This window comes from Chromatiaceae bacterium (assembly GCA_016714645.1).
In the GTDB taxonomy this organism is placed as follows: domain Bacteria; phylum Pseudomonadota; class Gammaproteobacteria; order Chromatiales; family Chromatiaceae; genus M0108.
This window is the reverse complement of the sequence record JADKCI010000002.1, coordinates 252274-273584: the sequence shown is the minus strand read 5'-3', so window position 1 is coordinate 273584 and position 21311 is coordinate 252274. Positions and strand designations below refer to the sequence as shown.

The following is a 21311-nucleotide window of genomic DNA, read 5'->3' as shown; positions in this document are numbered from 1 at the left end:
CATGCAAAATGCCAGAGCATGGCATTTTGCATGGGCGGTTACCAGGCTCCCGGTCCCCTCACCCTAACCTCTCCGCTTGCGATACAGGGTGGAGGCGTCGATCCCCAGGCGTCGCGCCGCCTCGCTCTTATTGCCGCCGCAGCGCGCCAGGGTCTGTGCGATCCAGATTCGTTCCACCTCGGCCAGGGTCGCATCCAGGGGGATAGGGGCTGGGAGGGACGCCAGGAGCGCGGGGGCGGGCCTCAACTCCAGGGGCAAGTGGGCAAGGGTTACCGTCTCCCCGGGAGCGAGGATCACGGCGCGCTGGACCAGGTTCTCCAGCTCGCGAATGTTGCCGGGCCAGTCGTAGGCGATAAGCCCCTCCAAGGCCTCGGGGTGGAATCGGCGGGCCGGACGTTCAAGTTCCCGGGCGAAGCGAGCAAGCATCCCCTCGGCCAGAGGGGCAATATCCTCGCGCCGCTCCCGTAGTGGCGGCAGTTTGATGGGAAAGACATTGATGCGGTACCAAAGGTCCTGGCGAAAGGCCCCGGCGAGCACCATCGGCTCCAGGGGTTGGTTGCCGGCGAGAATCAGGCGCACGTCCACAGTCACCGCCTGGGTGCCACCCACCCGCAGCAGGGTGCGTTCCTGGATGAACTGAAGCAGTCGGGCCTGAACCTTGAGTCCTGCGCTATTGATTTCATCGATCAGCAGGGTACCGCCCTCGGCCAGCTCCAAGAGGCCGCGCTTGCGCTTGGTGGCGCCGGTGAAGGCGCCAACTTCATGGCCGAAGAGCTCGCTTTCAGTCAACTCCTCGGCAAGGGCCGCGCAACTCAGGGTGAAAAAGGGCCCTTGGTGGCGCGGGCTGGCCTGGTGGATCAGGCGGGCGGTGGCGCTCTTGCCGGTGCCGGTCTCGCCATCAAGGAGCACCGGGACATTGAGGGGGGCGACCTGTTCCACCAGGGCCAGGGCCGCGCGGGCGGCCGGGCTCTGGACGATAGGCGGGACCGGGTTGCCCTCCATACGTGCAAGCAGGGCATCCAGGGCCTCCCCACGGGCATGGTGATCGAGGAGGCGGCGAATACGCCCGAGCAGGGCCTCCACCTCGGCGGTGTCAAAGGGCTTGGTGATGAGATCGAACAACCCACCGCGAAAGGCGTCCGCCGCCACCTGGAGGGTGGCATGGCCCGTGATGAGCACGGCGGGCCGCTCGGGATCAAGTCGCCGGGCGAGTTTGAGCAGGGCGACTCCGTCCGGGGGCGGCAGACGCAGATCGGTCAACAAGGCTTCGGCCTCGCCGCGCTCCAAAATCCCGACGGCCTCGACACCATCGGCGGCCAGACGCGGCTCAAATCCCTGGGCGACAGCCAGTTCGGCGAGTAATTCGGCCATGCGCTGGTCGTCCTCGGCGATCAGCAGGGTGTAGCGACGGCTCATGGGGCCACCCCCTCACCGCCGGCCACCTGCCAGGTGACGCGAAAGGCGGTGCCCTGGGGGCCGGTCTCCAGGAGTTCGATGTCGGCTCCCACTGAATTGAGCAGGGTCTTGCAGATGTGCAGCCCTAGGCCGGTCCCCTTGCCGGGGGGCTTGCCGGTGACAAAGGGCTGGAACAGCCGGGCGCGGATCGCCTCTGACATACCGCCACCATCGTCGCGCAGGGTCAGCCGCACCTGCCGGGCATCCTCCTCGACCTGGAGTCGGAGGGTGTGAGCGCCAGCATCGGCGGCGTTGGTCATGATATTGAAAAGCACCTGTTCGACACAGGTCGGGTCGGCCCAGATGGGTGAAGCCGCCCTACCGCTGACTTCGATCAGCCCAACCCCCTGGTCACGCAGCACCGGGCGCATCAGGAGCACGGAGGCATCGAGCTTGTCGCTGAGTAACAGGGGATGGGGACGGGCCTCTGGCGGACGCGCCGAGTCGAGCAGGTTGCGTACAATGCTGGCGCACACCCCACCCTGCTCTTCGATCACCCCTAAACGCTCCACCAGCCGGGGGTCGGTGGCCCCTCGCCTTGCCTGCTGGGCGTAGCCAATGATATTGCCCAGTGGGGTATTGAGGCCGTGGGCAAGCCCGGCGGCCATCTGGCCGACGCTGGCCAGACGTTGGTCGCGGCACATCCGCTCGGTGGCGGCGCGGGCCTGGCGTTCGGCCAGTTCCCGCTGGCGCCCCGACTCCTCTACCTGGGCGCACATGCCGACCAAGGCTTGAGCGACCCGGCGCAGTTCCTCGGGCATCCGCGCCCAGGGCAGGGCCGGGTTGTCCGGCGAGGCCCCGACCTGGTCGGCCAAGGCCTGCACCGGCCGCACCAAGCGTAGCTCCAGCACCCGGCGCAACCAGAAGTAGAGCAGCCCCACCGCGCCCATGAGACTCAGGGCACCCAGCAGGGCGATGCGCCGCACCGCCTCCCGTACCGGGCTGACGTCATAGGCTACGGTGACCTCGCCCAGATGGTTGGCCCCTAACTGGATGGGCCAGACCACCACCCCCGCCGCCCCTTGGGGGGCGATCCCGGCCTCGCCCAGAGTCTCGCCGTCAGCGCGGCGTACGCTGAGGTAGCGCACCCCCGGCTGGGCCTGAAGGTCATGCAGATAACGCTCGAGGGTACCGTAGTCGTAAATCAGCAGGGCGTCGAGACTAATGGTGGCGAGTTGGCGCGCCAAGGCCTCGGCCTTGTCCTGAAAAGCCTGTTCCAGCAGCCGCCCGCCCCCCTGGAGTGCGATCAGGCCGAGCAGCAGTCCAAGGGCGAGGAGGCCACCACCGATATAAAGAGTAAGCATCGCCGAGAGGGTAGTGGGCTGTTTCATGGCGCCTCCAGTGCCGGGAGCGCCCCTTCGATGGCCTTCACCATCTGGCGGGCGGGTTCAAAGGCCCCGGCCTCCACGGCGGCGAAGCCCTCGCCCTCGCCCAGGGCGGCCAGGGCCGATGCCAGGGCCGGGCTTGGTTCGATGAGGGCCTGCCGCACCGCGGCCGCCAGGTCAGGGTCCAGCCCCGGACGGGCCACGATCACATGGGGTGGCAGCAGGGGCGAGGTGGCGATGATACGCAAACCTCGGTCCAGGTAAAGGCGCGCCACGTCCTCGCGCAACCCCCCGCCATCGAAGTCACCGTGAGCCACCGCCAGCGCGACCCGTTCGTGACGGCCCAGGTAGCTGTAGTCCCCCAGGTCGGCCAGGGTGAGCCCCGCTTCCCAGAGTTGGGCGCGCGGTATGAAGTGACCGCCATAGGAGCGATGGTCGGCAAAGGCGAAACGCCTCCCGCGCAGGTCGGCAAGGGTCTGGATAGGGCTCTGCTCGCGGACCAGGATCACGCTGCGGTAGCCCGCCACCCCATGCAGGGTCTCGGCGGCCACGAGTTCGAGCCCGCCCCATGTCGGATCATCGCGAATGCGTCCACTGGCACTCAGGTAAGGGGCGGGGCCAAGGTAGGCGAGGTCCACCTGACCGCCCGTGATCAGGCGGATCTGGTCGTCGTAGGAGTGGGCGATGTAGGGGCGCACCGGGCGTCCAATCTCCGCGCCCAGGTAGTCGCACAGCGGCTGGAAACGGGCCAACAGACGGCTAGGGGTGTCGTAGGGGTGGATAGCAAAAAGCAGGGCATCGCCTTGCGGCGCGCCGGCGGCGGGAGCCTGGGCGGGCGGGGGCTGGGCAGTCTTACCACAAGCCGAGAGGAGCAGCGCCAAGGCGAGGCCCAGCCCGGCGAACAGACAAGGGGCGGGGCGGTGGCTCATGGGGCTTCCTCGGCGGAGTGTTCGATGCAGGAGGTTTGGTGCCCCTGCCAGGGGGGACAGGCGAAGCGGTAAAGATCGTAGGCCGTGCGCCCGGAGGCCGCCATGGCCTGCTCCAGCAGGGCGCGGGCCACATCGCTCAGTTCCTCGTCCAGCATCTTGAGCAAGGCTGGATAGACGCGCTCATGATAGTCCCAATCCGGTTCTACCCGCACCACTACCCGGCCCCGCGCCCCCATCGGCAAGTCCAAGGCCAGTTCGACCGATTGCCCCGGCGCCAGTCGGTCGTCGCTCAATTCCTCCCAGCCCGCCTCTCTGGACCAGCGCATCAACCGGGCGATCACATGCTCACGGCGCACGTCACCCTCACCCTCCAGTTGGACGCGGATGCGGGGGGTAACGTAGGTAGGCAGTCGGTGCCCGGCCCCGACGTTGGTCGCCGTTACCGCCAAGCCCCGCACCGTGCGCCTCACCTCCAGCGCCAAGCCGCGACGGGTGATCTCCGGGTCGTGGATACCCTTGAAGCCATGCGCCCGATCGGGCATATGGCAAGATTGACAGGTGATTCCCGCTGCCGCCTGGGGCGATGCCAACCACTCGGCATAGGTATCTTCCAGCGGCTTGCCGTTGACTACCAGCCCGGTCGAATCGAACTGATGACAGGGGGCGCAGAATTCCGCTCGACGGAAGAGCGGCAACTCAACCACCGGCCCATGGGGAGTCTCGGCGAGGGCGCGGGGACCGTGACGGCGATGGGCGCGGACATGGCAGACCGAGCAATCGATCCCCACCGCCTGGGTTACCCCAGCCAGGCCCTCCGGCTCCCTCCCTTCCGCCGCCACTACCTGAGGGGCGTGGCAGGCCAGACAGTCACGCCGGGTGGCCTCGTCAAAGGCATCAAGCTGCCCAAGCACGCCAGCGGAGAGTGCGGTGGCGTGGAGCGAGTCGCGCCAGGCGGCATACTGGAGAGGGTGGCACTGGGCACAAGCGCCGGCGGATAGGTCCGTCAACACCTCGACGTCGCCAAAGACGAGTGGCGGTGGGCCCTGGAGGGGGAGTGGACGCTCCCAATGGCCCTGGTTGAGCAGGGCGTCCAAATCCTCCCCCGCCACTGGGCCAGAGGCCATCAGGGTGATAAAGAGGAGCTGCCTGGCCGTGGTTTTCCGGGCCAGGAAAATCAAATTCAATCCCGCCTTCTTCACAACGGATGCCTTTGTACAAAATATTGCACAATCAGGCTCATTCCTCTGTCCCAGACGTTGGTTGAGATTCCATCAGCCAAGCCTCGATCAGCCTATCCTTTGGCAGACCGCCGCAGTACACCAGCCGGCCCGCCACCACCACCCCCGGTGGCGCCAGCAGTCGATAGGCGGCGATCTGGCGTGGATCGCTGACCTTCTCAAGATGAAGGACCACCCCCAGCCGGGCCGCTACCGCGGCGATGCGATCGTGGGTCTTGCGGCAGGTGGGGCAATCGAAACCCAAGACCTGGATGTGGCGACTGGGTAAGGCGTTCATGCGTTCATCCCCTTATCCGTCTTTCAGTGAGTCACGCTGGGGTGTCAGCCAGGTGTAAAGTACCGGGACCAGCAGCAGGGCGACCAGCACATTCATCAACAGGCCGCCGATGGCCGCCGCGGCCATGGGCCGCAACAGCTCGCCCCCTTCCTCCAAGGCAAAGGCCAGCGGCGCGAAACCCAAGGTGGCGGGCAGTACGGTCATAAGCCGGGGGCGCAGCCGACTGAGGCCGGCCTCCCGGGTAGCGTCCATCAGGCCCTGGCCGCCCCGCCGCAAATGTTCCGCGGTCTCGATCAGCAGCACGCCGTCGATCACATTCGCCGCCAGCACCACCATGACGGCGATGATGACGGTAGCGCCAAAGGGCTGGCCCGCCAACCACAGACCGAAGCCCAGTCCGGTGAGACAAAAGGGTGCGGCGAGCAGCACCACCAGTGGCAGACGCAGGCTATTGAACTGCACCGCCAGCACGATAAAGGAAAAAAACAGGCCAAGGGCCAGGATCTGCTTAACCACTGACTGCATTTCCGCCATTTGCTTGGCCTTGCCGCCGATGGTCCAGGTATAGCCGGCCGGCCAGGACACCGCGGTCAAGGCCTCGTTGACCACCGCCTGAGCCGCGCTCAGGCTGGTGCCCTGGGGATCGGCCCGGACGATGACTTGCTTGACCTGGTTCTGGCGCACGATTTCCACCGGGCCAGCGGCGGCATTGACCGTGGCGATCTCGCGCAGACGCACGGTATCGCCGGTCGGGGTACTCAGGATCATGTTCTCCACGTCGGTGCGGGAGGCAAGCGAACGTTCGGGTACCAATACCCGCAGATCATAGAGTTTATTCGCCTCGCGGAAACGTGTCGGCACGTCACCACCGATATAGCCACGCAGGGCCGCCGCCACCGCCGCCACCGTGAGGCCGAGATCAGCGGCACGGGTGCGGTCCACCCGTACCTGCCACTCGGGTTTGGAGTAGTCCAGGGAGACTGTGACATTGGTCAACTCCGCACCTTCGCTCAACTGCCCAGCGACGGAATTGGCTAGGTCAAACAGGGTTGCGATCTGGGCACCGCTGATCTCAACCTCGATCTCGGCCTGGCCAAGGCTGCGAATGCCCCGCATTTTGGCCTGGCTGACACCCAGGATAGCGCCGGGAGCATGGAGTTTGGCGACCTTGGGGCGAAGCTCGCGGATGAATGCGGCGGTGGTGATATCGCGTTCGGCGGCGGGAACCAGTTCGATATCAACCTGGCCCTCGTTACCAATCTTGCTGGTATAGAGGCCGCGCACCGCCCCGCCACTCAGGGTGAAGACGCTGCGCACCCGCGGATCATCGCGGACTAATGCCTCGATTTGGGCATTGATGGCGTCGAGTCGCCCCAGGGCCGCGCCCGCCGGCATCCGGACCTTGACCATCACCCGGCCATCATCAACCGCTGGGAAGAATTCAGCCCCTGCCTGCTGGAAGAGATAGACTCCCAACCCCGCCAGACCCAGGAACAGCACCAAGGTCAAGACCCGCTGACGCAAGGCCAGACCCAGGAGCCAGCCATAGCCGGCCTGCAGCCCGCGGTTGAATCGCTCGCTCCAGGCCCCGGGCGCGGGTTGGGTTGGCGCCAGCGTGGCGGCGAGCATGGGGGTGAGGGAGATGGCGGCCAACCCGGCGATGACCATCAACCCGAGCACCACCAGCACCAACTCCTTGAACAGCAGCGTGATCATCCCCGCTACCAGCAAAAAGGGCGCGAAGAGGGCGATGAAGGTGACGGTCGCGGCCAGGATGGCGCCGCCGACCTCGCGGGTCCCTCGTTCGGCCAGCGACTCAGGGGTTGCCGCCGACCCCTTGGCAGTGGGCGCCACCCCCTGCCCGCCCGCCGATAACCCACGCAGCCGAGTGATGTTCTCCACCACCACGATGGAAGCATCGGGTAGCACGCCGATGGCGACCACCAAGCCGCCCAGAGAGAAGATGTTGAGGGAGAAGCCCGCCAGACGCATCAGGAAAAAATTGGCGAGCAAGGCAAAAGGCAGGGCAATGGCGATAATCAGGACCTGGCGTGGGCTGCCCAGAAAGAGAAACAGAACCAGCACCACCAGGACCAGGGCCTCCAGCGCCGTATTACGCACCCCGCGCAAGGAGTCGTTGATGTAATCAGCTTGATTTTCCAGTAGCTTGTAGGACAGCCCCGCGGGGAAGCCCGGGGCCAGTTCACTCAGGCGCTGCTCCAGGTTGCGCACCACCACCAGGGTATTGGCGTCCGCCTGCTTGATAATATTGGCCTTGACGGCCGGCCGGCCATTGAGCCGGGTGATGAGTCGCACCTCCTCATGACTGTCCTCGACCTGGGCGATATCGCCCAATCGCACGCTTAACACCCCTTCGCGTAGCAGGACGATCTGACGGATCGCTTCCAGGTCGGCAAACTCCCCAACCGTCCGCACAATGGTCTCCTGATGCAGCCCCGTGACCCGGCCGCCCAGGCGTTGGACGTTTTCCTCGCGCAGCCGCCGCTCCACCAGTTCCAGGCTGATGCCGTGCTTCTCCAGGGCCCCCGCGTCGAGGAGGATGCGGATCTCTCGCTTCAAGCCACCGGCGATGTCCACCGCCGCCAAGCCGCCAGCGGCTAGCAACCGGTCCGTCAACCAATTGTCCACCCAGGTACGCAATTGGGTGAGATCCATACGATCCGACTCAAAGGCTACCTGCACCACGGGCAGTTGGGAAGGGTCGGCCTTGATGATGACCGGCGGATCGATATCGATTGGTAAGTCCTTCTGGGCGCGGGCGAAGGCAGCCAGGGCGTCCTGATAGGCGGTGTCCACGTCCACGCCATAGCGGAAATTGACATCCAGTTGGTAGAGCCCTTCCAGGGCGCTGGAATTCAGGAAATCCAGCCCATCCACCGAGGCAAGCTGACGCTCGATGGGGTCCGCCAGGTTGCGATCGATGTCCTCCGGGGTGGCCCCGAGCCAGGTAATCGAGATCTTGATCAGGGGATATTTGATGGAGGGTAGAAAGTCGACCGGCAGTTGGCCGAGGTTCAAGGCCCCGAACAGGGCCAGCCCGAGGGCCAGCACGGCGGTGGACACGCGGCGGGTGATAGCAGTATGGAGCATAAGGATTTTATTCCGGTTTTATCGCGCCACCGGGGATGGCGGAGCCGCGTGGGGCGATGGCGCGGGCCCCCCAGGCGGCTGCCCAATGCCCTCCAGCCGGACCGGCCCTTCGTCGCGTACCCGCTCGATACCCCCAACGATCACTTGTTCCCCCGGCGTCAGCCCACCGCGCACCCACACCCGGCCATCCTGGTCGAAGCCGGTCTCGACCGGACGCCGCCGCGCCCTGCCGGTCGGCTCCCCGGGGGTATAGACAAAGACAAAGCGAGACTTGGCATCCCCTAGCAGGGCCTCGGCGGGGACCGTCAGGGCCGCCGGCACCTCCTCCAGGACGGCCCGCACCCGGGCAAACATGCCGGGAGCAAATTCGGTCCCGGTCGGCAATTGCGCCTCGAATTGCCGGGTGCGCAGGCGTCGGTCCAGATCAGGCCAGGCGCGAATGATCACCAGATCGAAGCGGCGTTCGGGAATGGCATCGAAGGTCGCCCGCACCCGGTCCCCGGGGGCCAGGGCAAAGGCCTCGGCCTCCGGCACCGCCAACCGGAGCACCAGGCTGCTGGGGTCAAAGAGGTCGATCAGGGGCGCGCGCGGCGCGATGTAGTTTCCGTCGGATACCCGCACGCGCGATACCACGCCGTCCCAGGGCGCGCTGATCGAGTAGTCGCTAGTCGCCTGTTCCGCTTGGGCGAGCCCGGCGCGGGCCCGCTCCAAGGCAGCGCGGGCACTGTCGAGTTGGTCGCGGGAGACCGACTTGTGAGTGACCAACTCCTGCACCCGGCCAAGTTCCTGTTCACGCTGGCGCACTTCTTCTCGGGCTGCGGTGACCAAGGCAGTCGCCGAAACCTGGCGACCGATGCGCGCCAACTCCTGCCCAGCCTTGACCAGTTCGCCCTCGCGCACCTGGCAATTCATCACCGGGCCCTCCGCCGGAGAGGCTAACCCCGCCACCCGGGTCGGCTCCACCGTCCCGGTCACCGTTAACCAACGGGTAAAGGTTCCTGCTTGCAGGGTCTCCAGGGTCACCGCCACCGGCGCGGGCGTGGCTTTGGTTGGGACCTGGCCACCGCGATCACAGGCGACCAAAAAAAAGGCGAGAATCAGGGCCGACAAGGGCCCCGGGGCACGGGATGACAGGGTCATGACGACGAGTTTTCGAATCCGGAAGGTGGAGCGCCCCAGGGCGCGGATATGGAACAGGGCCAGTGGCGCGAACCGCGCTCACCGCTCATACCCCGAGCAGGGGATGCACAGATGCTTTGCGCCCACCACCCGCAGATAGGCCCGCGCGGTCAGTTCATGACAGGCGGCGCAGGGCACGAAGCCCATGACCTCCGGCAGCCAGTCGCGCTCGAACTGGAACATACCGCCCACTGTCAGCACCTCCGTCTCTGGCGCATTCCAGATCAGGTCGACCAATTCGATCGCCTCGGCCTCGGGAATATCATCGGGCTCAATCCCCTGGCCGCGCTTGACCATGAAGGCGGAGGTCGCGATCTGCTGTTGCAGGGTCGGCTTATAGGCGATGCGCAGGGCCCGGTTGCTCGACCGTTCGATGACGGTCACGGCGAGTTTGCCGTAAGGAGTCTTTTCCAGATTGCCCTTGCCGAGGGTGCAGCCGGTGGCGTACTGCACCCCATCCCCGAAGCAGATGCCACCGTGATCCTCGCCAATCTCGACGAAGGCATGTAGTTGGCGACCTCCCGAGCGTTTGACACCCAGTTCGCGCAGGGCGGCAAGCCCGGCACGGACTCCTGCCACGCTGGCCCAGCAGCGATGGCCGTGGAATTCGAGCGCCTTGATTAGCGTTTGATGGTCGTCGATCATTAGAGTGACTCCTGGTGCCGGGTTGGAGGTGGAGATCCGGCGGGAAACCCCGCCGGTGAGGTTAGAGCAGCCCCCAGGCGGTCTTGGCCGCCACGGCGAGCAACACGAGGGCGATGATGCGCTTCAACTGCGGGCCCGACAGGCGCTCCGTCGCCAGCCACGCCCCCAGGGCCGCCCCAGCGACGGTGGCGAGCGCGGTCACGCCGAGCAGGCTGGGGTCGATGCGGGCGACCTGGACCTGGGCGAGAAAGCCGCTCAAGGAGGCGAAAATCACCACGAAGGAAGCGCTGGCGGAGGCACGCTGAGGCGCAATGCCCGCTGCCACCAGGGCCGGGACGATGATGTTACCGCCCCCAACCCCCAACAGGCCGCCGATAAAGCCGGCTACCCCGCCCACCGGCAGCCCCAGCGCCAGAGTCGCCGTCAGGGTCGCCTGGGAAGGGCGCGGCCTTGGGCGATACAGCAACAGCATCCCCGCGGCAAAGAGCAGGAACCCCACAAAGAGCCAGAGAAGCGGGATAGGATCCATGCCATGGGCGGCCCAGACCCCGACGGGGGAAAGACCCACCGCCAGCACCAGCATGGGCAGTACCAGCCGCCAATCCACCAGGCCCTTGCGCACAAAGGTAACGGAGGCGACCGCCATCCCCACCGCGTTGAGTAGCAAGGCCGTGGCCATGGCGGTGTGCAGTTCGATGCCGAAGGCCAGAAACACCGGGATCAGGACCAGCGCCGCCCCCACCCCGGCCATGCTGAAGAGGGTGGTCAGGGCAAAGGTGGCCAGAGCGGCGAGCAGCAACAAGGTCACGACGTCGCCCGCGGCTCGCGCGGCCCGGCAAAGGCATGGACAGGGTATTCCAGCGGTTGACTGAAGACCTCGCTTGCAGTACGCGGCACGATTCGGTTCTCTGGTGGGTGGCTGATGGCGGCAGGATCGCCGCTGTGAAGGAGAAGACGCAGGGGATGGCAAAAGGATGCAGTGGGTTTACCCTGGGGGCCCGCTCAGGACCGCGGCGGACAGGTGAGCGGATGGGCACATCCGCCCTCCGACCGGCCAATCTCGATCTGTACCGTGGGATGGTCAATAGCGAAACCCTCGTGCAGCGCGGTGGCCATCTCGGCAAGAAAACCGTCGCCGGGATGCCCCTCGGGCATGACCAGGTGGACGGTGAGGATGGTCTCGGTGGTACTCATGGCCCACACATGCAGGTCATGCACTTCGGCCACCCCCGGGCGCTCGCCGAGCCAGGTCGTGAGAGCGGGGAGGTCCACCTGATCCGGAACGCCATCGAACAGCAGATGGAGGGACTGCCGGAACAAGCCCCAGGTCCCCGCCAGGATGACCAAAGCCACGGCGATACCGGTCACCGGGTCGATCCAACCCCAGCCCAGCCACCACGAGAGCGTCCCGGAGGCGACCACCCCGAGGGAGACCAGGGCATCCGCGGCCATATGCAGGAAGGCGCCGCGCAGGTTGAGGTCGGACCGGCGCCCGGACAGGAACAGGGCTGCCGTGACGCCGTTGACGACCACGCCCACCGCCGCGACCAGGATGACGGTCAGACTGGCGGTTGCGACGGGCGCTTGCAGCCGGTCGATCGCCTCCCAGAGCAGGGAGCCCATGGCGACCAGCAACACCGTGGCGTTGGCGAAGGCGGCGAGGATGGAGCCACGTCGCCATCCATAAGTGTGGCGGGGATTGGCCCCGAGCCGTGCCGCCAGGGCGGCGCCCCAGGCCATTGCCAGCCCGCCCACATCGGACAGGTTATGGCCGGCATCGGCCAGGAGGGCGAGGGAATCCGCCTGCCAACCGTAAAAGGCCTCCACGGCGACATAGAGCAGGTTAAGACCGATGCCAATGCCGAAGGCACGGCTGAAATCGGGCGCTTCCGGGTGATGGTGTTCCTGGTGACTCACGTCAGATCTCCCGACGGCCGGGGATGACCCCAGGGGCTGGCCACGGACCGGCATGGCTGGGCCGCGCGGACCACTCAGGGTTGACCCAGCGGGTGATAACCTGTAACCAACAGGCTCTTGGCGATCTCGATCGGACGGGTGCCGTGACGCTCGGCCAACTGTTTGAGCGTTTCTTCCCCCGTGGCCTCGATACCCACCGCGGCAAGTTGGCGCTGAGCATCCGCGAGGGGCAGGCCTTCCTGCCCGGCGAAATCCGCCAGGGTCTTGGCGCCAATACCCATGCCGGTCAGACGCGCCTCGATCGCCTTGGGATCGGCGCGACCGGCGATGGCCAGGGGTGGTGGCTTAGGCAGTAAGGCAAATAGCCCGGCAGGGGTCATTTCATGGGCGCGGGCCAAGGTCTCCAGACTGGCGGTTGGATCGGAGGCATCGATGCCGGCCTTGCCCAACTCACCGCGCACCGCTATCAGATCCAGGTGCAGTCGTTCGGCCAGCATCGGCAAGGGCGTAGCCTCGGCCCGCGCATAGGGTGGCTCTTGTCCGGGCCCCCGGCCCCAAGCGGATTTGGCGGCGTCATTCAGGTCAAACAGCCAACTCACGGGCGGGAGGCTATAGAGGGCACCGAGGGTCAAGGCGAGCGTGGCCGCGAGCGAGGTCAGTAACTCGCGCTTCAATGTCCAGTGGCCCCGGGCGCGCTGGGCCAGATAGTTCATGAATGGCTTCCAGTTGAAATAGAGATGCCAGACCCCGGCAAGGATAAAGATGGCTCCGAACAGGATATGCACATCGGCCCAACCTTCCTTGTGCAACCCCGCCAGGGACCAGAAGGTCCAGTTGGCCACCCGACCATGGGGGACCACGTAGAGAACGATACCCGTCACCGTGAGCAGGATGAATGACCAGGTCACCAGAAAGGCCATGAAGGCGCGCGTCGCATGGGCGTTCTTGATCATGAACCCGACCCCCCCAAAGCCTCGGCCTGGCGCCGCGCCCGGGCCTGCTCGATCAGCCCAGTGGCAATGGCCAGTTGGCCCTCGTGGCCCCGGCCGGCATCGCCGATGACGCGATAGCGCTCATCGACAACGATGCTCGGCACGGCATCGACACGAAACCGCTCGGCAATCGCCTGGGCCTGGCGCAACCGGATCTCGACCCCAAAGCTGGCGAAGATCTCCTGGAAGGCCGCCGTGTCCAGGCCCTGTTGGCCCACCCAGTCCAGGATCGCCCTTTCGCTGTAGAGGTTGACCCCTTGCTTACCAACGGCAGCGAAGACCGCCTGATCCAGACGCGCCAGGCTGCCATCCATTTCCAGCGCGTAATAGAGACGCGCCAGGCTCGTCCAGGCCGTGCGTCCAAAGGTGACGGGCAAGCGCTGAAACTCCACATCGGCGGGCAATTGCCGGGCCCAGGCGGTAATAAGGGGATTGAGAGCGGCGCAATGGGGACAGCCGTAGGAGAAGAACTCCGTAACCTTGACCGTCGGCCCCGGGGAATTACCAGCCGGAACCGGCAGAGCCTGCCAATCCCGGTCTTCCACCCATACCGTTGCCCAGGCGCCGGGCCAAAGGGCGCTACCGAGCACGCCGAATAAAAGAGCCTGGAAATCGCGACGGGTCATGGCCATGGCATTCCTCGGTATCAAGTAGAAAGGTGGGGATAAGTCGGAAGACGAACGAGGTGAAAAAAAGATGCGCCAGAGGTTGCCATGGGCGCAAAAAAACATCCATCGGCTCGCGATCCGGTCCCGCCTGGAGCAAGGCTGCGCCGCACGATCGCCTCATGACGTTGGACCGAGACCCTTATTACGGGTCCCAGGTTTGTCGTTAGAGGGCCGACTGACTGGCATCGCAACGGCATGGCCGCGGCCATGTCGCGGGATGAAGCAGCAGACCCTCCCGGTCTCATCAAAGCGCACCTGGCAAGCGGTGGCCAGTTGATCGCGCAGCCGTTTACGGGCCCGTTGGAGGCGCGACTTGGCCCCGGGAAGAGTGAGGCCCTTCAAGCGGGCATAAGCCTCCTGGCTCAGCCCATCGAGGTCACAGAGGGTGATGGCCTCGCGGTCATCCGGTGCCAGGTCCGCCAGTACCCTTGGCAGACAGTTGGCCAGGGCCGCCACGGGTGCCGTCTCCTCCTGGGGGGCCACCAGGTCTTCCGGCAAGGCTTGATACGACTTACACCGCCGCCGATGATCGGTCAGGGCATGGCGTGCCACGGTATAGAGCCAGGCGCGGGAATTGGCCATTTCGCAAAACTTTTGGTCATTAGCCAACGCCTTGATGAAAAGATCCTGCAACAGATCCTCGGCCAGGCTGACATCCCTCACTTGATGCACCAACCAGGCACGGACTTCGCGCTGGTGCGCGGTCCAGGCGGTCATGAGACACGACCGGGTCAGGCTCGGTTGGGCGGTGACGGGTGGCATCTCAGGCACCCTTGATCAGCGCCCCGGCCATCACCAGAAGCAACAGGCCGCAAGCCGCGCGCCCCAAGGCCAGTCCCCGATGTTGGCCCAGGGCATCCAACCAGCGTTGCACCAGGCTCAGGGAGCCGGCGGCGAGCAAGACGCCCAAGAGGTGGCCAAGGGCGAACATCGCCAACAGGAGTGCCGGCAAAATCAAGCCACCGGCGGCCTGCAGCCCCGCGACGCCCAGCACGGGGGCGATCCAGGCAAAGGCGCAGGGCCCTAACGCCAGGCCAAAGACCAACCCCAGCAGCAGCGCGGTCCAGGGACCGCGCCGGGTAGGCTGCGGCAAGCCCTTGCCGATGCTCGGCAAGGGCAACCAGTCCAGCAAGTACAGTCCCCCGACCAGGCAGAGCAGCGCCGCGAGCCAGTTTCCCGAAAAGCCCAGGTCACCGGCGAGGCGGCCCAGGAGGAGCGCCACCGCGCCCAGGGGCAGCAGGCTCAGCAAAATTCCGAAGGCGAAGGCCAGCACGATGAGGGTATGGCGGCGCCCCGTCACCGCGGTGGCGGGTGGCGAGCCGACCGCGGACCTGGCCGCGGGGGTCGTGGCCAGCCAGCCAACCACCAGTGGCACCCCGGCCAGGTGACAGGGACTGAGCCAGATACTGGCCAGGCCCCAGGCAAGGGCAGCGGGCAAAGCCACCAGGGGGGTGGCGCCCAGGGCGTCCGACAAGATGGCCATCCCGCTCATGGGGCGAGCCCCTCGGGACCGTCCAAGGATAGGCCGGCGGTGGCAAAGCGCGCGCGGATGGCCTCGGCGGTGATGAAGCCCAAGTGCCGATCGATTTCCTGGCCCTCGGCATCCAGCAGGATTTGCGTCGGCATGGCGCGAATGCGCCACTGGTCGGCCAGCGCCCGCTGTTCCTTCAGGTTGACCGTGACCACCCGCAGCGTCTCGGGGTGACGGGCCCGCAGCTTATCGAGCTGGCCCTGCATCGCCCGGCAACTGGCACAGCTCTCCATGCCAAATTCCATCAGGGTGGGCAGGCGTGCCGCGACGGCGACTTCGGGGTGGGGCGGCGCTACCGCCGCGGTTTCCGCGGGCTGGCGATTGCCAACCCAGTGCTGCATGGCCATGCCACCGCCGATCAGGGCGACGACGGCCATGAGCCTGAGGAGGGTGGTCCGGTACTTCATGGTGATCTCCCGCCGGGGGGCGGCGGTGGGTTGGGGAGGGTGAGCCATGGCTCGGTCACGGCCAGCAAGGCTGGCGCCGGCGTGTCCAACCCTCAGGGATAAGTTTGTGCCAGGTAGTCCAGATGCACGGGCATTTTCAAGGCGTGGGGCCGCAAGCCCTGGACCTGGCGCACGACCTCGTCCCAGGGCAGGCCGGACTCGCGGAGCAAGATAGCCGCCATGAAGCCGGTACGGCCCGAGCCGCCCCGGCAGTGAATGGCGAGGGTCCCCTGCTGCTCCAGCAAGGACAGCAGAGCCTCTTTATGGGTGGCGAAGGCGCCCGCGAAGCGCTCATCCGGGGCCTGATCGTCTTCCACGGGCAGGTGGAACCATGAGATACCGTAATCGGCGCAACAGCCAGGCAAGGAAGCAGCGGCGAATTTTGTCATTTCGTCCGCCGGCATCAGCGTAATGAGGGCCTGGGCACCCGCTTCCTTCAGGGTCAGGACCGCATCATCCAGGGTAGTGTCCTTGGTTCCGGGGCAAGGGGTGAAGATGAGGGTGCCACCGTTGGCGAGGGTCAACTTATCGTAGGGATGAGACATGCTATGGATTCCATGATGGAGAGGGTTATCAAGAGACCGCCGCTTGGGTCAACTGTTCCAGGCCGCGCACCCCGACGGGCGGCTCGGACCGCCAGGAAACCAAGACGCACCGCTGGCTGAGTGTCGTAGCCACCTGGCTGATAAAGGGGGCCTCGGCCAGGCCGCGCTGGCGCAGCAGCGGGTGGTGGGTGCCGCTGGCCAGCAGGCTCTGGTTGATGACCCAGCCGAAGGGCTCGATCCCGGCGCGACGCAGGTCCTGTTGCAGACGCTCGGCCTCATGGACCGGTGTCGCCTCGGGCAGGGTAACGACCAGTACCCGGGTGAAGACGGGATCGCGCAGGCGCGGCAGCAGTTGGCGCACCGCCTCGGGCAGGTCGCCCTGGGTGCGCGAGACCTCGCGATGGTAGGCCTCGGCGGCATCGAGGAGCAGGATGGTGTGGCCGGTGGGCGCGGTATCGAGCACCACGAAGCCGTCCTGACCGCCATCCACCGCACGGGCGAAAGCGCGGAAGACCGCGATCTCCTCGGTACAGGGCGAGCGCAGGTCCTCTGCCAGCATGGCCCGGCCGTTGGGGTCGAGGTTAGCGGCGGCCTTGGCCAGCACTTCGGCCTGATAGGCGGCGACCTCGGCCACCGGGTCGATGCGACCGACGCTCAGGCCAGGTAGGGATTCACCAAGGGCCTCGGCCACATGGGCGGCCGGGTCCGTGGTGGACAAATGCACCGGATGACCGCGACGGGCCAGCGCGACAGCGATCGCCGCCGCCAGCGTGGTCTTGCCGACGCCGCCCTTGCCCATGGTCAGGATGACGCCGCGTCCGGCCTGGGCCAGCTCGTCCACCAGCAATGACAAGGGCCCCGGCAGGGGGCAGTCGGTGTCCTGCTCGGCGCTCGACGGCTGGACCCGCGCTGGATTTGCCATCTGACGCAGGGCATCGAGCCCCAGCGTGCCCAGTGGCAGGAGCGGGGTAACGGTCGCCGGCAGGGCGGCGAGCCCGGCAGGCAGCGCGGCCAGCGCCGCGGCGCCGCGGCGCATCATGGCGTCGGCGATGGCATCGTCGGTCTCGGCCACGGCCAGGACGCCATTGAGCGCCAGATGCAGATTGCCCACCCCCAGCGCCGCCAGTTCCTCGCGGGTGCGCTCGGCCTCGCGCAGGGCGGCGGTCTCCGGGCGGCTGACCAACACCAGGGTGGTCCGCGCCGGGTCGACGAGTTGGGCCACCGTTGCGGTATAGAGCGCCTGCTGTTGTTCCAGCCCGGCCAGCGGACCGAGACAGGAGGCGCCGCCGGTGGTGGAGTCGATGAACTCGCTCCAGGCCGAGGGCAGGGTCAGCAGGCGCAGGGTATGGCCGGTGGGAGCGGTGTCGAAAATGACATGATCGAACCCGGCCGTAGCCTCCGGCGCACCGAGCAGTTTGGAAAACTCATCGAAGGCGGCGATCTCCAGGGTACAAGCGCCGGAGAACTGTTCCTCCATACTGGTAATGGCCGCGGCGGGCAGGAGGCCGCGATAGGGTGCGACCATCCGCTCCCGGTAGTCGTGCGCGGCGGCCTCGGGATCGATGTTGAGCGCGAAGAGTCCGGTTGCGTCGGGAATGGCCGTCGGGATCTGACCCAGCGCCACCCCCAGCACCTCATCCAGATTGGAGGCGGGATCGGTGCTGACGATCAGCACCCGGCACCCGGCATCGGCGAGCGCCAGGCCGGTGGCACAGGCGAGCGAGGTCTTGCCGACGCCGCCCTTGCCGGTGAAGAAGAGGTGGCGGGTGCGGGCGTCCGGGATAGCCATCAGCAGCACCCGCTGCCGGGGGTGCAGCAACCGCTGACGGGGATTTTGAGGTGGGGCTTGGTCGGGGGGGCCGTTGCCGTAGCTGTTGGCGGTAAAGCCAGTTTCTGGAGCAACTGGTCCCGCGATAGATAGGCGCCGATTGCGACAATATGCCCGTCGACCAGGGTCAGGGGCAGCCGCTCCATCCCAGCCGCCAACTCCTGGAGCACCAGCGGATTGACCGCGAATTCCCCAGGATTTTGGGACAGGTTGTAGCGGCTGACTGCGACCCCCTGCCCCGCCAGCCAGTGCAGGTCGGCACTGAATTGGACCAGCACGGGATCGACCTCGACACCGCATACGCCCGTGGAGCAGCACATGGCGGGTTCAAAGATTTCGAGTTTGTTCATGACCATCCCCTTGATTGCGAAGAGATGCCTGCCTCGTACCAGCCCTTGCTGGCATTGACCACTTTGACCACCAGCAGCATCACCGGCACCTCGATCAGGACCCCGACGACGGTCGCGAGCGCGGCACCGGACTGAAAGCCGAAAAGACTGATGGCCGCCGCCACCGCCAACTCGAAGAAGTTGCTGGCGCCGATCAGGGCCGAAGGGCAGGCGACGCTGTGTTGCTCGCCGACCTGGCGGTTCAGCCAATAGGCCAGGGATGAGTTGAAAAAGACCTGGATCAGGATCGGCACCGCCAGCATGGCAATGATCAGGGGTTGCTTGATGATTTGCTCGCCCTGGAAGGCGAACAGCAACACCAGGGTCAACAGCAGGGCGACGATGGAGGCGTGGCCCAGGGTCGCCAGAGTGGCGTCAAAGCGGGCCTGCCCCTGTTGAAGCAACCAGTAGCGCCAAACCTGGGCGAGGACGACCGGGATCAGTATATAGAGCACCACCGACGTCAAGAGCGTAGCCCAGGGCACGACGATCGCCGAGAGCCCGAGCAACAGCGCCACGATCGGCGCGAAGGCGACGATCATGATGGCGTCGTTGAGGGCGACCTGGGACAGGGTGAAATAAGGATCACCGCCGGTGAGCCGGCTCCAGACGAAGACCATGGCGGTACAGGGCGCGGCGGCCAGCAGGATCAGCCCGGCGACATAGCTATCCAATTGCTCAACCGGCAGCCAGGGGGCAAAGACCTGACGGATGAAGACCCAAGCCAGCAGGGCCATCGAAAAGGGCTTGACCGCCCAGTTGATGAAGAGGGTCACGCCGATGCCCTTCCAATGGGACCTGACCTGGCCCAGGGCACCGAAGTCGATTTTCATCAGCATGGGGATGATCATCACCCAGATGAGCACCCCCACCGGGAGATTGACCTGGGCGACCTCCAGCCGGCCCAGGAACTGGAAGGGGGCGGGGAAGAACTGGCCGAGCCCGATACCGACAAGGATGCAGAGCGCGACCCACAGGGTTAGCCAGCGCTCAAAGGGATTCAGGGGAGCGCCAGCGGCCTGTTTGCCGGCGACTTCACATTGGGCACTCAAGATATTTCTCCTCTGGGCGGCTTAGTGGTTGAGGCGAACGAGCAGATCGGCGACGCGGCGGTGGATGTCATCCCGGCTGGCACGAAACACCGCCAGGATCTCCTCTTCACTGCCGGTGGCCCTGGCCGGGTCTGGGAGGGGCCAATGCTCCTTGCGGGTCCCGGGTGGCAGCAGGGGGCAGGTCTCCTCCGCATCCCCACAGACGGTGATAACCCGATCGGCCCAATCCAGGTGCTCCTGGGTCAGTTCCTTGGACGACTGTCCGGAGATATCCACTCCGGCCTCGGCCATGACGGCAATAGCCCGTGGGTTCTGGCCATGGGGACTGATGCCTGCGGAGTTGGTCGCGATGCGGCCCGCGCTCAAGGCCCGCAGCCAGCCCTCGGCCATCTGCGAACGGCAGGAGTTGCCCGAACAGACAAATAAGACGTTGGAATTCATGGCACGCTCTCACAAAGGAAGCCGCCTGGGGCGGCCTGATCCAGTAAAACTTAGCAACCGGGTTACCAGGAAGAGCGCGCGGCCTGGGTGAGGGGCCGCGCTTTCTTCTCAGGTTGCCGGCTTGACTTCCAGTTCCTCCCCCTTCACCGGCGGGAGCATGAAGGAAATCAGCGCCGCCGCCAGGACAAAGGCGGTAGACACCCAGAGGCAGCCCTCCAGGCTATGGGTCTGATAGACCCAGCCGGACAGCACCGTCCCGGTCAATCGGCCCGCCGCATTGGCCATATAGTAGAAGCCGACGTTCATGGCCACCTTGTCCTGGTCCGAGTAGGCCAGGATCAGGTAGGAATGGACGGCGGAGTTGATGGCGAAGACGGCGCCGAAGGCAAAGAGGCCGATGATCAGCGACAGGGCGGGATCAAGGCCATTCATCAGGGCCAGGGCGATGCCCGCCGGGAAGATCGCCAGGAGCAGGGCCCAGTTGCGCGCGCTCTTACCCTGAGGTCCCTTGCCGCCATGGCCCTGGCGCAGCAGGGCCGGTGCCCCCGCCTGGACGAAGCCATAAGCCACTACCCAGAGGGCCAGGAAGCCGCCAACTTCCAGATGGTTCCAGCCGGTCACCGAGGCCAGGAAGACCGGCAGGCCCACCACGAACCAGACATCCCGCGAGCCAAACAGGAAGAAGCGCGCCCCGGAAAGGACGTTGATCTCCCGGGTCTTGGAAAAGATCTGGCTGATCTTGGCCTTGACCTTGGTCGTCCCCAGCCCGGACGGCAAGGCCCAGGCGACATAAACATAGAGGACAAAAAGGGACGTCGCCATGCCCGCCAGGGCCCACCGGAAGCCTACCGTGTAGAGCAGCAGCCCCCCCAGGAAGAAGCCGACGCCCTTGAGGGTGTTTTTCGACCCGGTGAGGATGGCCACGTACTTGAAGAGCCGCGTCTCGGCGTCCGCCCCCTTGGGCACCACCGTCTTGACGCTGGACTTGGCGCTCATCTTGTTGAGGTCCTTGGCGATACCGGACAGGGCCATGGCGGTCATGACATAGGTGACGGTCAACCAGGCCGGGTCCACCGCCAGCATGCCCAGGGCCAGGACCTGGAGGAAGCCGCCCGCGACCATGGTGCGGTTGAGGCCGACATGGGAGGCGATCCAGCCCCCCATGCCGTTGGTGATGATGCCGAACACCTCGTAGAGGAGAAACAGAAAGGCGATCTCCAGGGGGGTGAAACCCTGATTGTGGAAGTGCAGGACCACCAGCATGTGGATGGCCCCGTCCGTCAGGGTGAAGCCCCAATAGGCGCCGGTGACGACCAGGTAGGTGCGCAGGGCGGCATCCATGG

Annotated in this window: 21 protein-coding genes; all 21 read right to left on the bottom strand. The window is 66.0% G+C overall.

All coding sequences use genetic code 11. The features are described from left to right. Nucleotides 1-63: 63 nt before the first annotated feature. Nucleotides 64-1416: a sigma-54-dependent Fis family transcriptional regulator gene (locus IPN92_08235; protein MBK8638270.1), complete on the bottom strand. Its 1353-nt coding sequence runs from the start codon at nucleotides 1414-1416 to the stop codon at nucleotides 64-66. Continuing rightward, nucleotides 1413-2786 (bottom strand): hypothetical protein, encoded by a 1374-nt coding sequence (locus IPN92_08230; GenBank protein MBK8638269.1) that lies wholly within the window; start codon nucleotides 2784-2786, stop codon nucleotides 1413-1415. The genes IPN92_08235 and IPN92_08230 overlap by 4 nt, the downstream gene beginning before the upstream one ends. Further along, a complete protein-coding gene (phnD, locus tag IPN92_08225) occupies nucleotides 2783-3709 on the bottom strand; it encodes a phosphate/phosphite/phosphonate ABC transporter substrate-binding protein (GenBank protein MBK8638268.1) in 927 nt (308 codons plus the stop codon). The genes IPN92_08230 and phnD overlap by 4 nt, the downstream gene beginning before the upstream one ends. Next, on the bottom strand, nucleotides 3706-4893 hold the full coding sequence (locus IPN92_08220) for a hypothetical protein (protein MBK8638267.1): 1188 nt from the start codon (nucleotides 4891-4893) through the stop codon (nucleotides 3706-3708). The genes phnD and IPN92_08220 overlap by 4 nt, the downstream gene beginning before the upstream one ends. A gap of 52 nt (nucleotides 4894-4945) precedes the next feature. Further along, nucleotides 4946-5224, bottom strand: coding sequence for a thioredoxin family protein (locus IPN92_08215; GenBank protein MBK8638266.1), 279 nt, complete (start codon nucleotides 5222-5224; stop codon nucleotides 4946-4948). A gap of 12 nt (nucleotides 5225-5236) precedes the next feature. Beyond that, nucleotides 5237-8335 carry an efflux RND transporter permease subunit gene (locus tag IPN92_08210; GenBank protein ID MBK8638265.1) on the bottom strand — a complete coding sequence of 1033 codons (3099 nt, stop codon included), beginning with the start codon at nucleotides 8333-8335 and terminating at the stop codon, nucleotides 5237-5239. A gap of 18 nt (nucleotides 8336-8353) precedes the next feature. Then, a complete protein-coding gene (locus tag IPN92_08205; protein MBK8638264.1) occupies nucleotides 8354-9475 on the bottom strand; it encodes an efflux RND transporter periplasmic adaptor subunit in 1122 nt (373 codons plus the stop codon). 78 nt (nucleotides 9476-9553) lie between these two features. Next, nucleotides 9554-10159 (bottom strand): formylmethanofuran dehydrogenase, encoded by a 606-nt coding sequence (locus IPN92_08200; protein MBK8638263.1) that lies wholly within the window; start codon nucleotides 10157-10159, stop codon nucleotides 9554-9556. A gap of 61 nt (nucleotides 10160-10220) precedes the next feature. Next, a complete protein-coding gene (locus tag IPN92_08195; protein MBK8638262.1) occupies nucleotides 10221-11015 on the bottom strand; it encodes a sulfite exporter TauE/SafE family protein in 795 nt (264 codons plus the stop codon). A 146-nt stretch (nucleotides 11016-11161) separates the two neighbouring features. Continuing rightward, nucleotides 11162-12130, bottom strand: coding sequence for a cation transporter (locus IPN92_08190; protein MBK8638261.1), 969 nt, complete (start codon nucleotides 12128-12130; stop codon nucleotides 11162-11164). Nucleotides 12131-12150: 20 nt separating this feature from the next. Then, the gene (locus tag IPN92_08185) at nucleotides 12151-13029 is read right to left on the bottom strand and encodes a DUF4405 domain-containing protein (GenBank protein ID MBK8638260.1); all 879 of its coding nucleotides are present in this window, start codon (nucleotides 13027-13029) and stop codon (nucleotides 12151-12153) included. Beyond that, the gene (locus IPN92_08180) at nucleotides 13026-13700 is read right to left on the bottom strand and encodes a thiol:disulfide interchange protein DsbA/DsbL (GenBank protein ID MBK8638259.1); all 675 of its coding nucleotides are present in this window, start codon (nucleotides 13698-13700) and stop codon (nucleotides 13026-13028) included. Before IPN92_08180 ends, IPN92_08185 begins: the two co-directional genes overlap by 4 nt. A 153-nt stretch (nucleotides 13701-13853) precedes the next feature. Beyond that, complete coding sequence (locus tag IPN92_08175; GenBank protein ID MBK8638258.1) at nucleotides 13854-14453, bottom strand: sigma-70 family RNA polymerase sigma factor; 600 nt, start codon at nucleotides 14451-14453, stop codon at nucleotides 13854-13856. Between the two features lie 46 nt (nucleotides 14454-14499). Beyond that, nucleotides 14500-15228, bottom strand: coding sequence for a cytochrome C biogenesis protein (locus IPN92_08170; GenBank protein MBK8638257.1), 729 nt, complete (start codon nucleotides 15226-15228; stop codon nucleotides 14500-14502). Further along, nucleotides 15225-15722: a thioredoxin family protein gene (locus IPN92_08165; GenBank protein ID MBK8638256.1), complete on the bottom strand. Its 498-nt coding sequence runs from the start codon at nucleotides 15720-15722 to the stop codon at nucleotides 15225-15227. The genes IPN92_08170 and IPN92_08165 overlap by 4 nt, the downstream gene beginning before the upstream one ends. A gap of 44 nt (nucleotides 15723-15766) precedes the next feature. Next, the gene (locus tag IPN92_08160; protein ID MBK8638255.1) at nucleotides 15767-16258 is read right to left on the bottom strand and encodes a tyrosine-protein phosphatase; all 492 of its coding nucleotides are present in this window, start codon (nucleotides 16256-16258) and stop codon (nucleotides 15767-15769) included. A gap of 28 nt (nucleotides 16259-16286) precedes the next feature. Further along, on the bottom strand, nucleotides 16287-18047 hold the full coding sequence (arsA, locus tag IPN92_08155) for an arsenical pump-driving ATPase (protein MBK8638254.1): 1761 nt from the start codon (nucleotides 18045-18047) through the stop codon (nucleotides 16287-16289). Next, entirely contained in the window at nucleotides 18047-18436 is a 390-nt protein-coding gene (gene arsD / locus IPN92_08150) for an arsenite efflux transporter metallochaperone ArsD (protein ID MBK8638253.1), read from the bottom strand. Before arsD ends, arsA begins: the two co-directional genes overlap by 1 nt. Next, entirely contained in the window at nucleotides 18433-19527 is a 1095-nt protein-coding gene (gene arsB / locus IPN92_08145) for an ACR3 family arsenite efflux transporter (GenBank protein ID MBK8638252.1), read from the bottom strand. The genes arsD and arsB overlap by 4 nt, the downstream gene beginning before the upstream one ends. Nucleotides 19528-19548: 21 nt before the next feature. Next, nucleotides 19549-19968 (bottom strand): arsenate reductase ArsC, encoded by a 420-nt coding sequence (locus tag IPN92_08140; protein MBK8638251.1) that lies wholly within the window; start codon nucleotides 19966-19968, stop codon nucleotides 19549-19551. Between the two features lie 108 nt (nucleotides 19969-20076). Further along, nucleotides 20077-21309, bottom strand: a complete 1233-nt coding sequence (arsJ, locus tag IPN92_08135; GenBank protein MBK8638250.1) for an organoarsenical effux MFS transporter ArsJ — start codon at nucleotides 21307-21309, stop codon at nucleotides 20077-20079. Nucleotides 21310-21311: the final 2 nt, after the last annotated feature.

Excerpts from the sequence above, each read along its gene's own strand:
- IPN92_08180 (MBK8638259.1), bottom strand. The coding sequence starts at position 13,700 with ATGGCCATGACCCGTCGCGATTTCCAGGCTCTTTTATTCGGCGTGCTC.
- IPN92_08190 (MBK8638261.1), bottom strand. The coding sequence starts at position 12,130 with ATGCCGGTCCGTGGCCAGCCCCTGGGGTCATCCCCGGCCGTCGGGAGA.
- IPN92_08210 (MBK8638265.1), bottom strand. The coding sequence starts at position 8,335 with ATGCTCCATACTGCTATCACCCGCCGCGTGTCCACCGCCGTGCTGGCC.
- IPN92_08205 (MBK8638264.1), bottom strand. The coding sequence starts at position 9,475 with ATGACCCTGTCATCCCGTGCCCCGGGGCCCTTGTCGGCCCTGATTCTC.
- arsA (MBK8638254.1), bottom strand. The coding sequence starts at position 18,047 with ATGGCTATCCCGGACGCCCGCACCCGCCACCTCTTCTTCACCGGCAAG.
- IPN92_08235 (MBK8638270.1), bottom strand. The coding sequence starts at position 1,416 with ATGAGCCGTCGCTACACCCTGCTGATCGCCGAGGACGACCAGCGCATG.
- arsJ (MBK8638250.1), bottom strand. The coding sequence starts at position 21,309 with ATGGATGCCGCCCTGCGCACCTACCTGGTCGTCACCGGCGCCTATTGG.
- IPN92_08160 (MBK8638255.1), bottom strand. The coding sequence starts at position 16,258 with ATGTCTCATCCCTACGATAAGTTGACCCTCGCCAACGGTGGCACCCTC.
- IPN92_08165 (MBK8638256.1), bottom strand. The coding sequence starts at position 15,722 with ATGGCTCACCCTCCCCAACCCACCGCCGCCCCCCGGCGGGAGATCACC.
- IPN92_08140 (MBK8638251.1), bottom strand. The coding sequence starts at position 19,968 with ATGAATTCCAACGTCTTATTTGTCTGTTCGGGCAACTCCTGCCGTTCG.
- phnD (MBK8638268.1), bottom strand. The coding sequence starts at position 3,709 with ATGAGCCACCGCCCCGCCCCTTGTCTGTTCGCCGGGCTGGGCCTCGCC.
- IPN92_08175 (MBK8638258.1), bottom strand. The coding sequence starts at position 14,453 with ATGACCGCCTGGACCGCGCACCAGCGCGAAGTCCGTGCCTGGTTGGTG.
- arsD (MBK8638253.1), bottom strand. The coding sequence starts at position 18,436 with ATGAACAAACTCGAAATCTTTGAACCCGCCATGTGCTGCTCCACGGGC.
- IPN92_08170 (MBK8638257.1), bottom strand. The coding sequence starts at position 15,228 with ATGAGCGGGATGGCCATCTTGTCGGACGCCCTGGGCGCCACCCCCCTG.
- IPN92_08200 (MBK8638263.1), bottom strand. The coding sequence starts at position 10,159 with ATGATCGACGACCATCAAACGCTAATCAAGGCGCTCGAATTCCACGGC.
- IPN92_08185 (MBK8638260.1), bottom strand. The coding sequence starts at position 13,029 with ATGATCAAGAACGCCCATGCGACGCGCGCCTTCATGGCCTTTCTGGTG.
- IPN92_08230 (MBK8638269.1), bottom strand. The coding sequence starts at position 2,786 with ATGAAACAGCCCACTACCCTCTCGGCGATGCTTACTCTTTATATCGGT.
- IPN92_08215 (MBK8638266.1), bottom strand. The coding sequence starts at position 5,224 with ATGAACGCCTTACCCAGTCGCCACATCCAGGTCTTGGGTTTCGATTGC.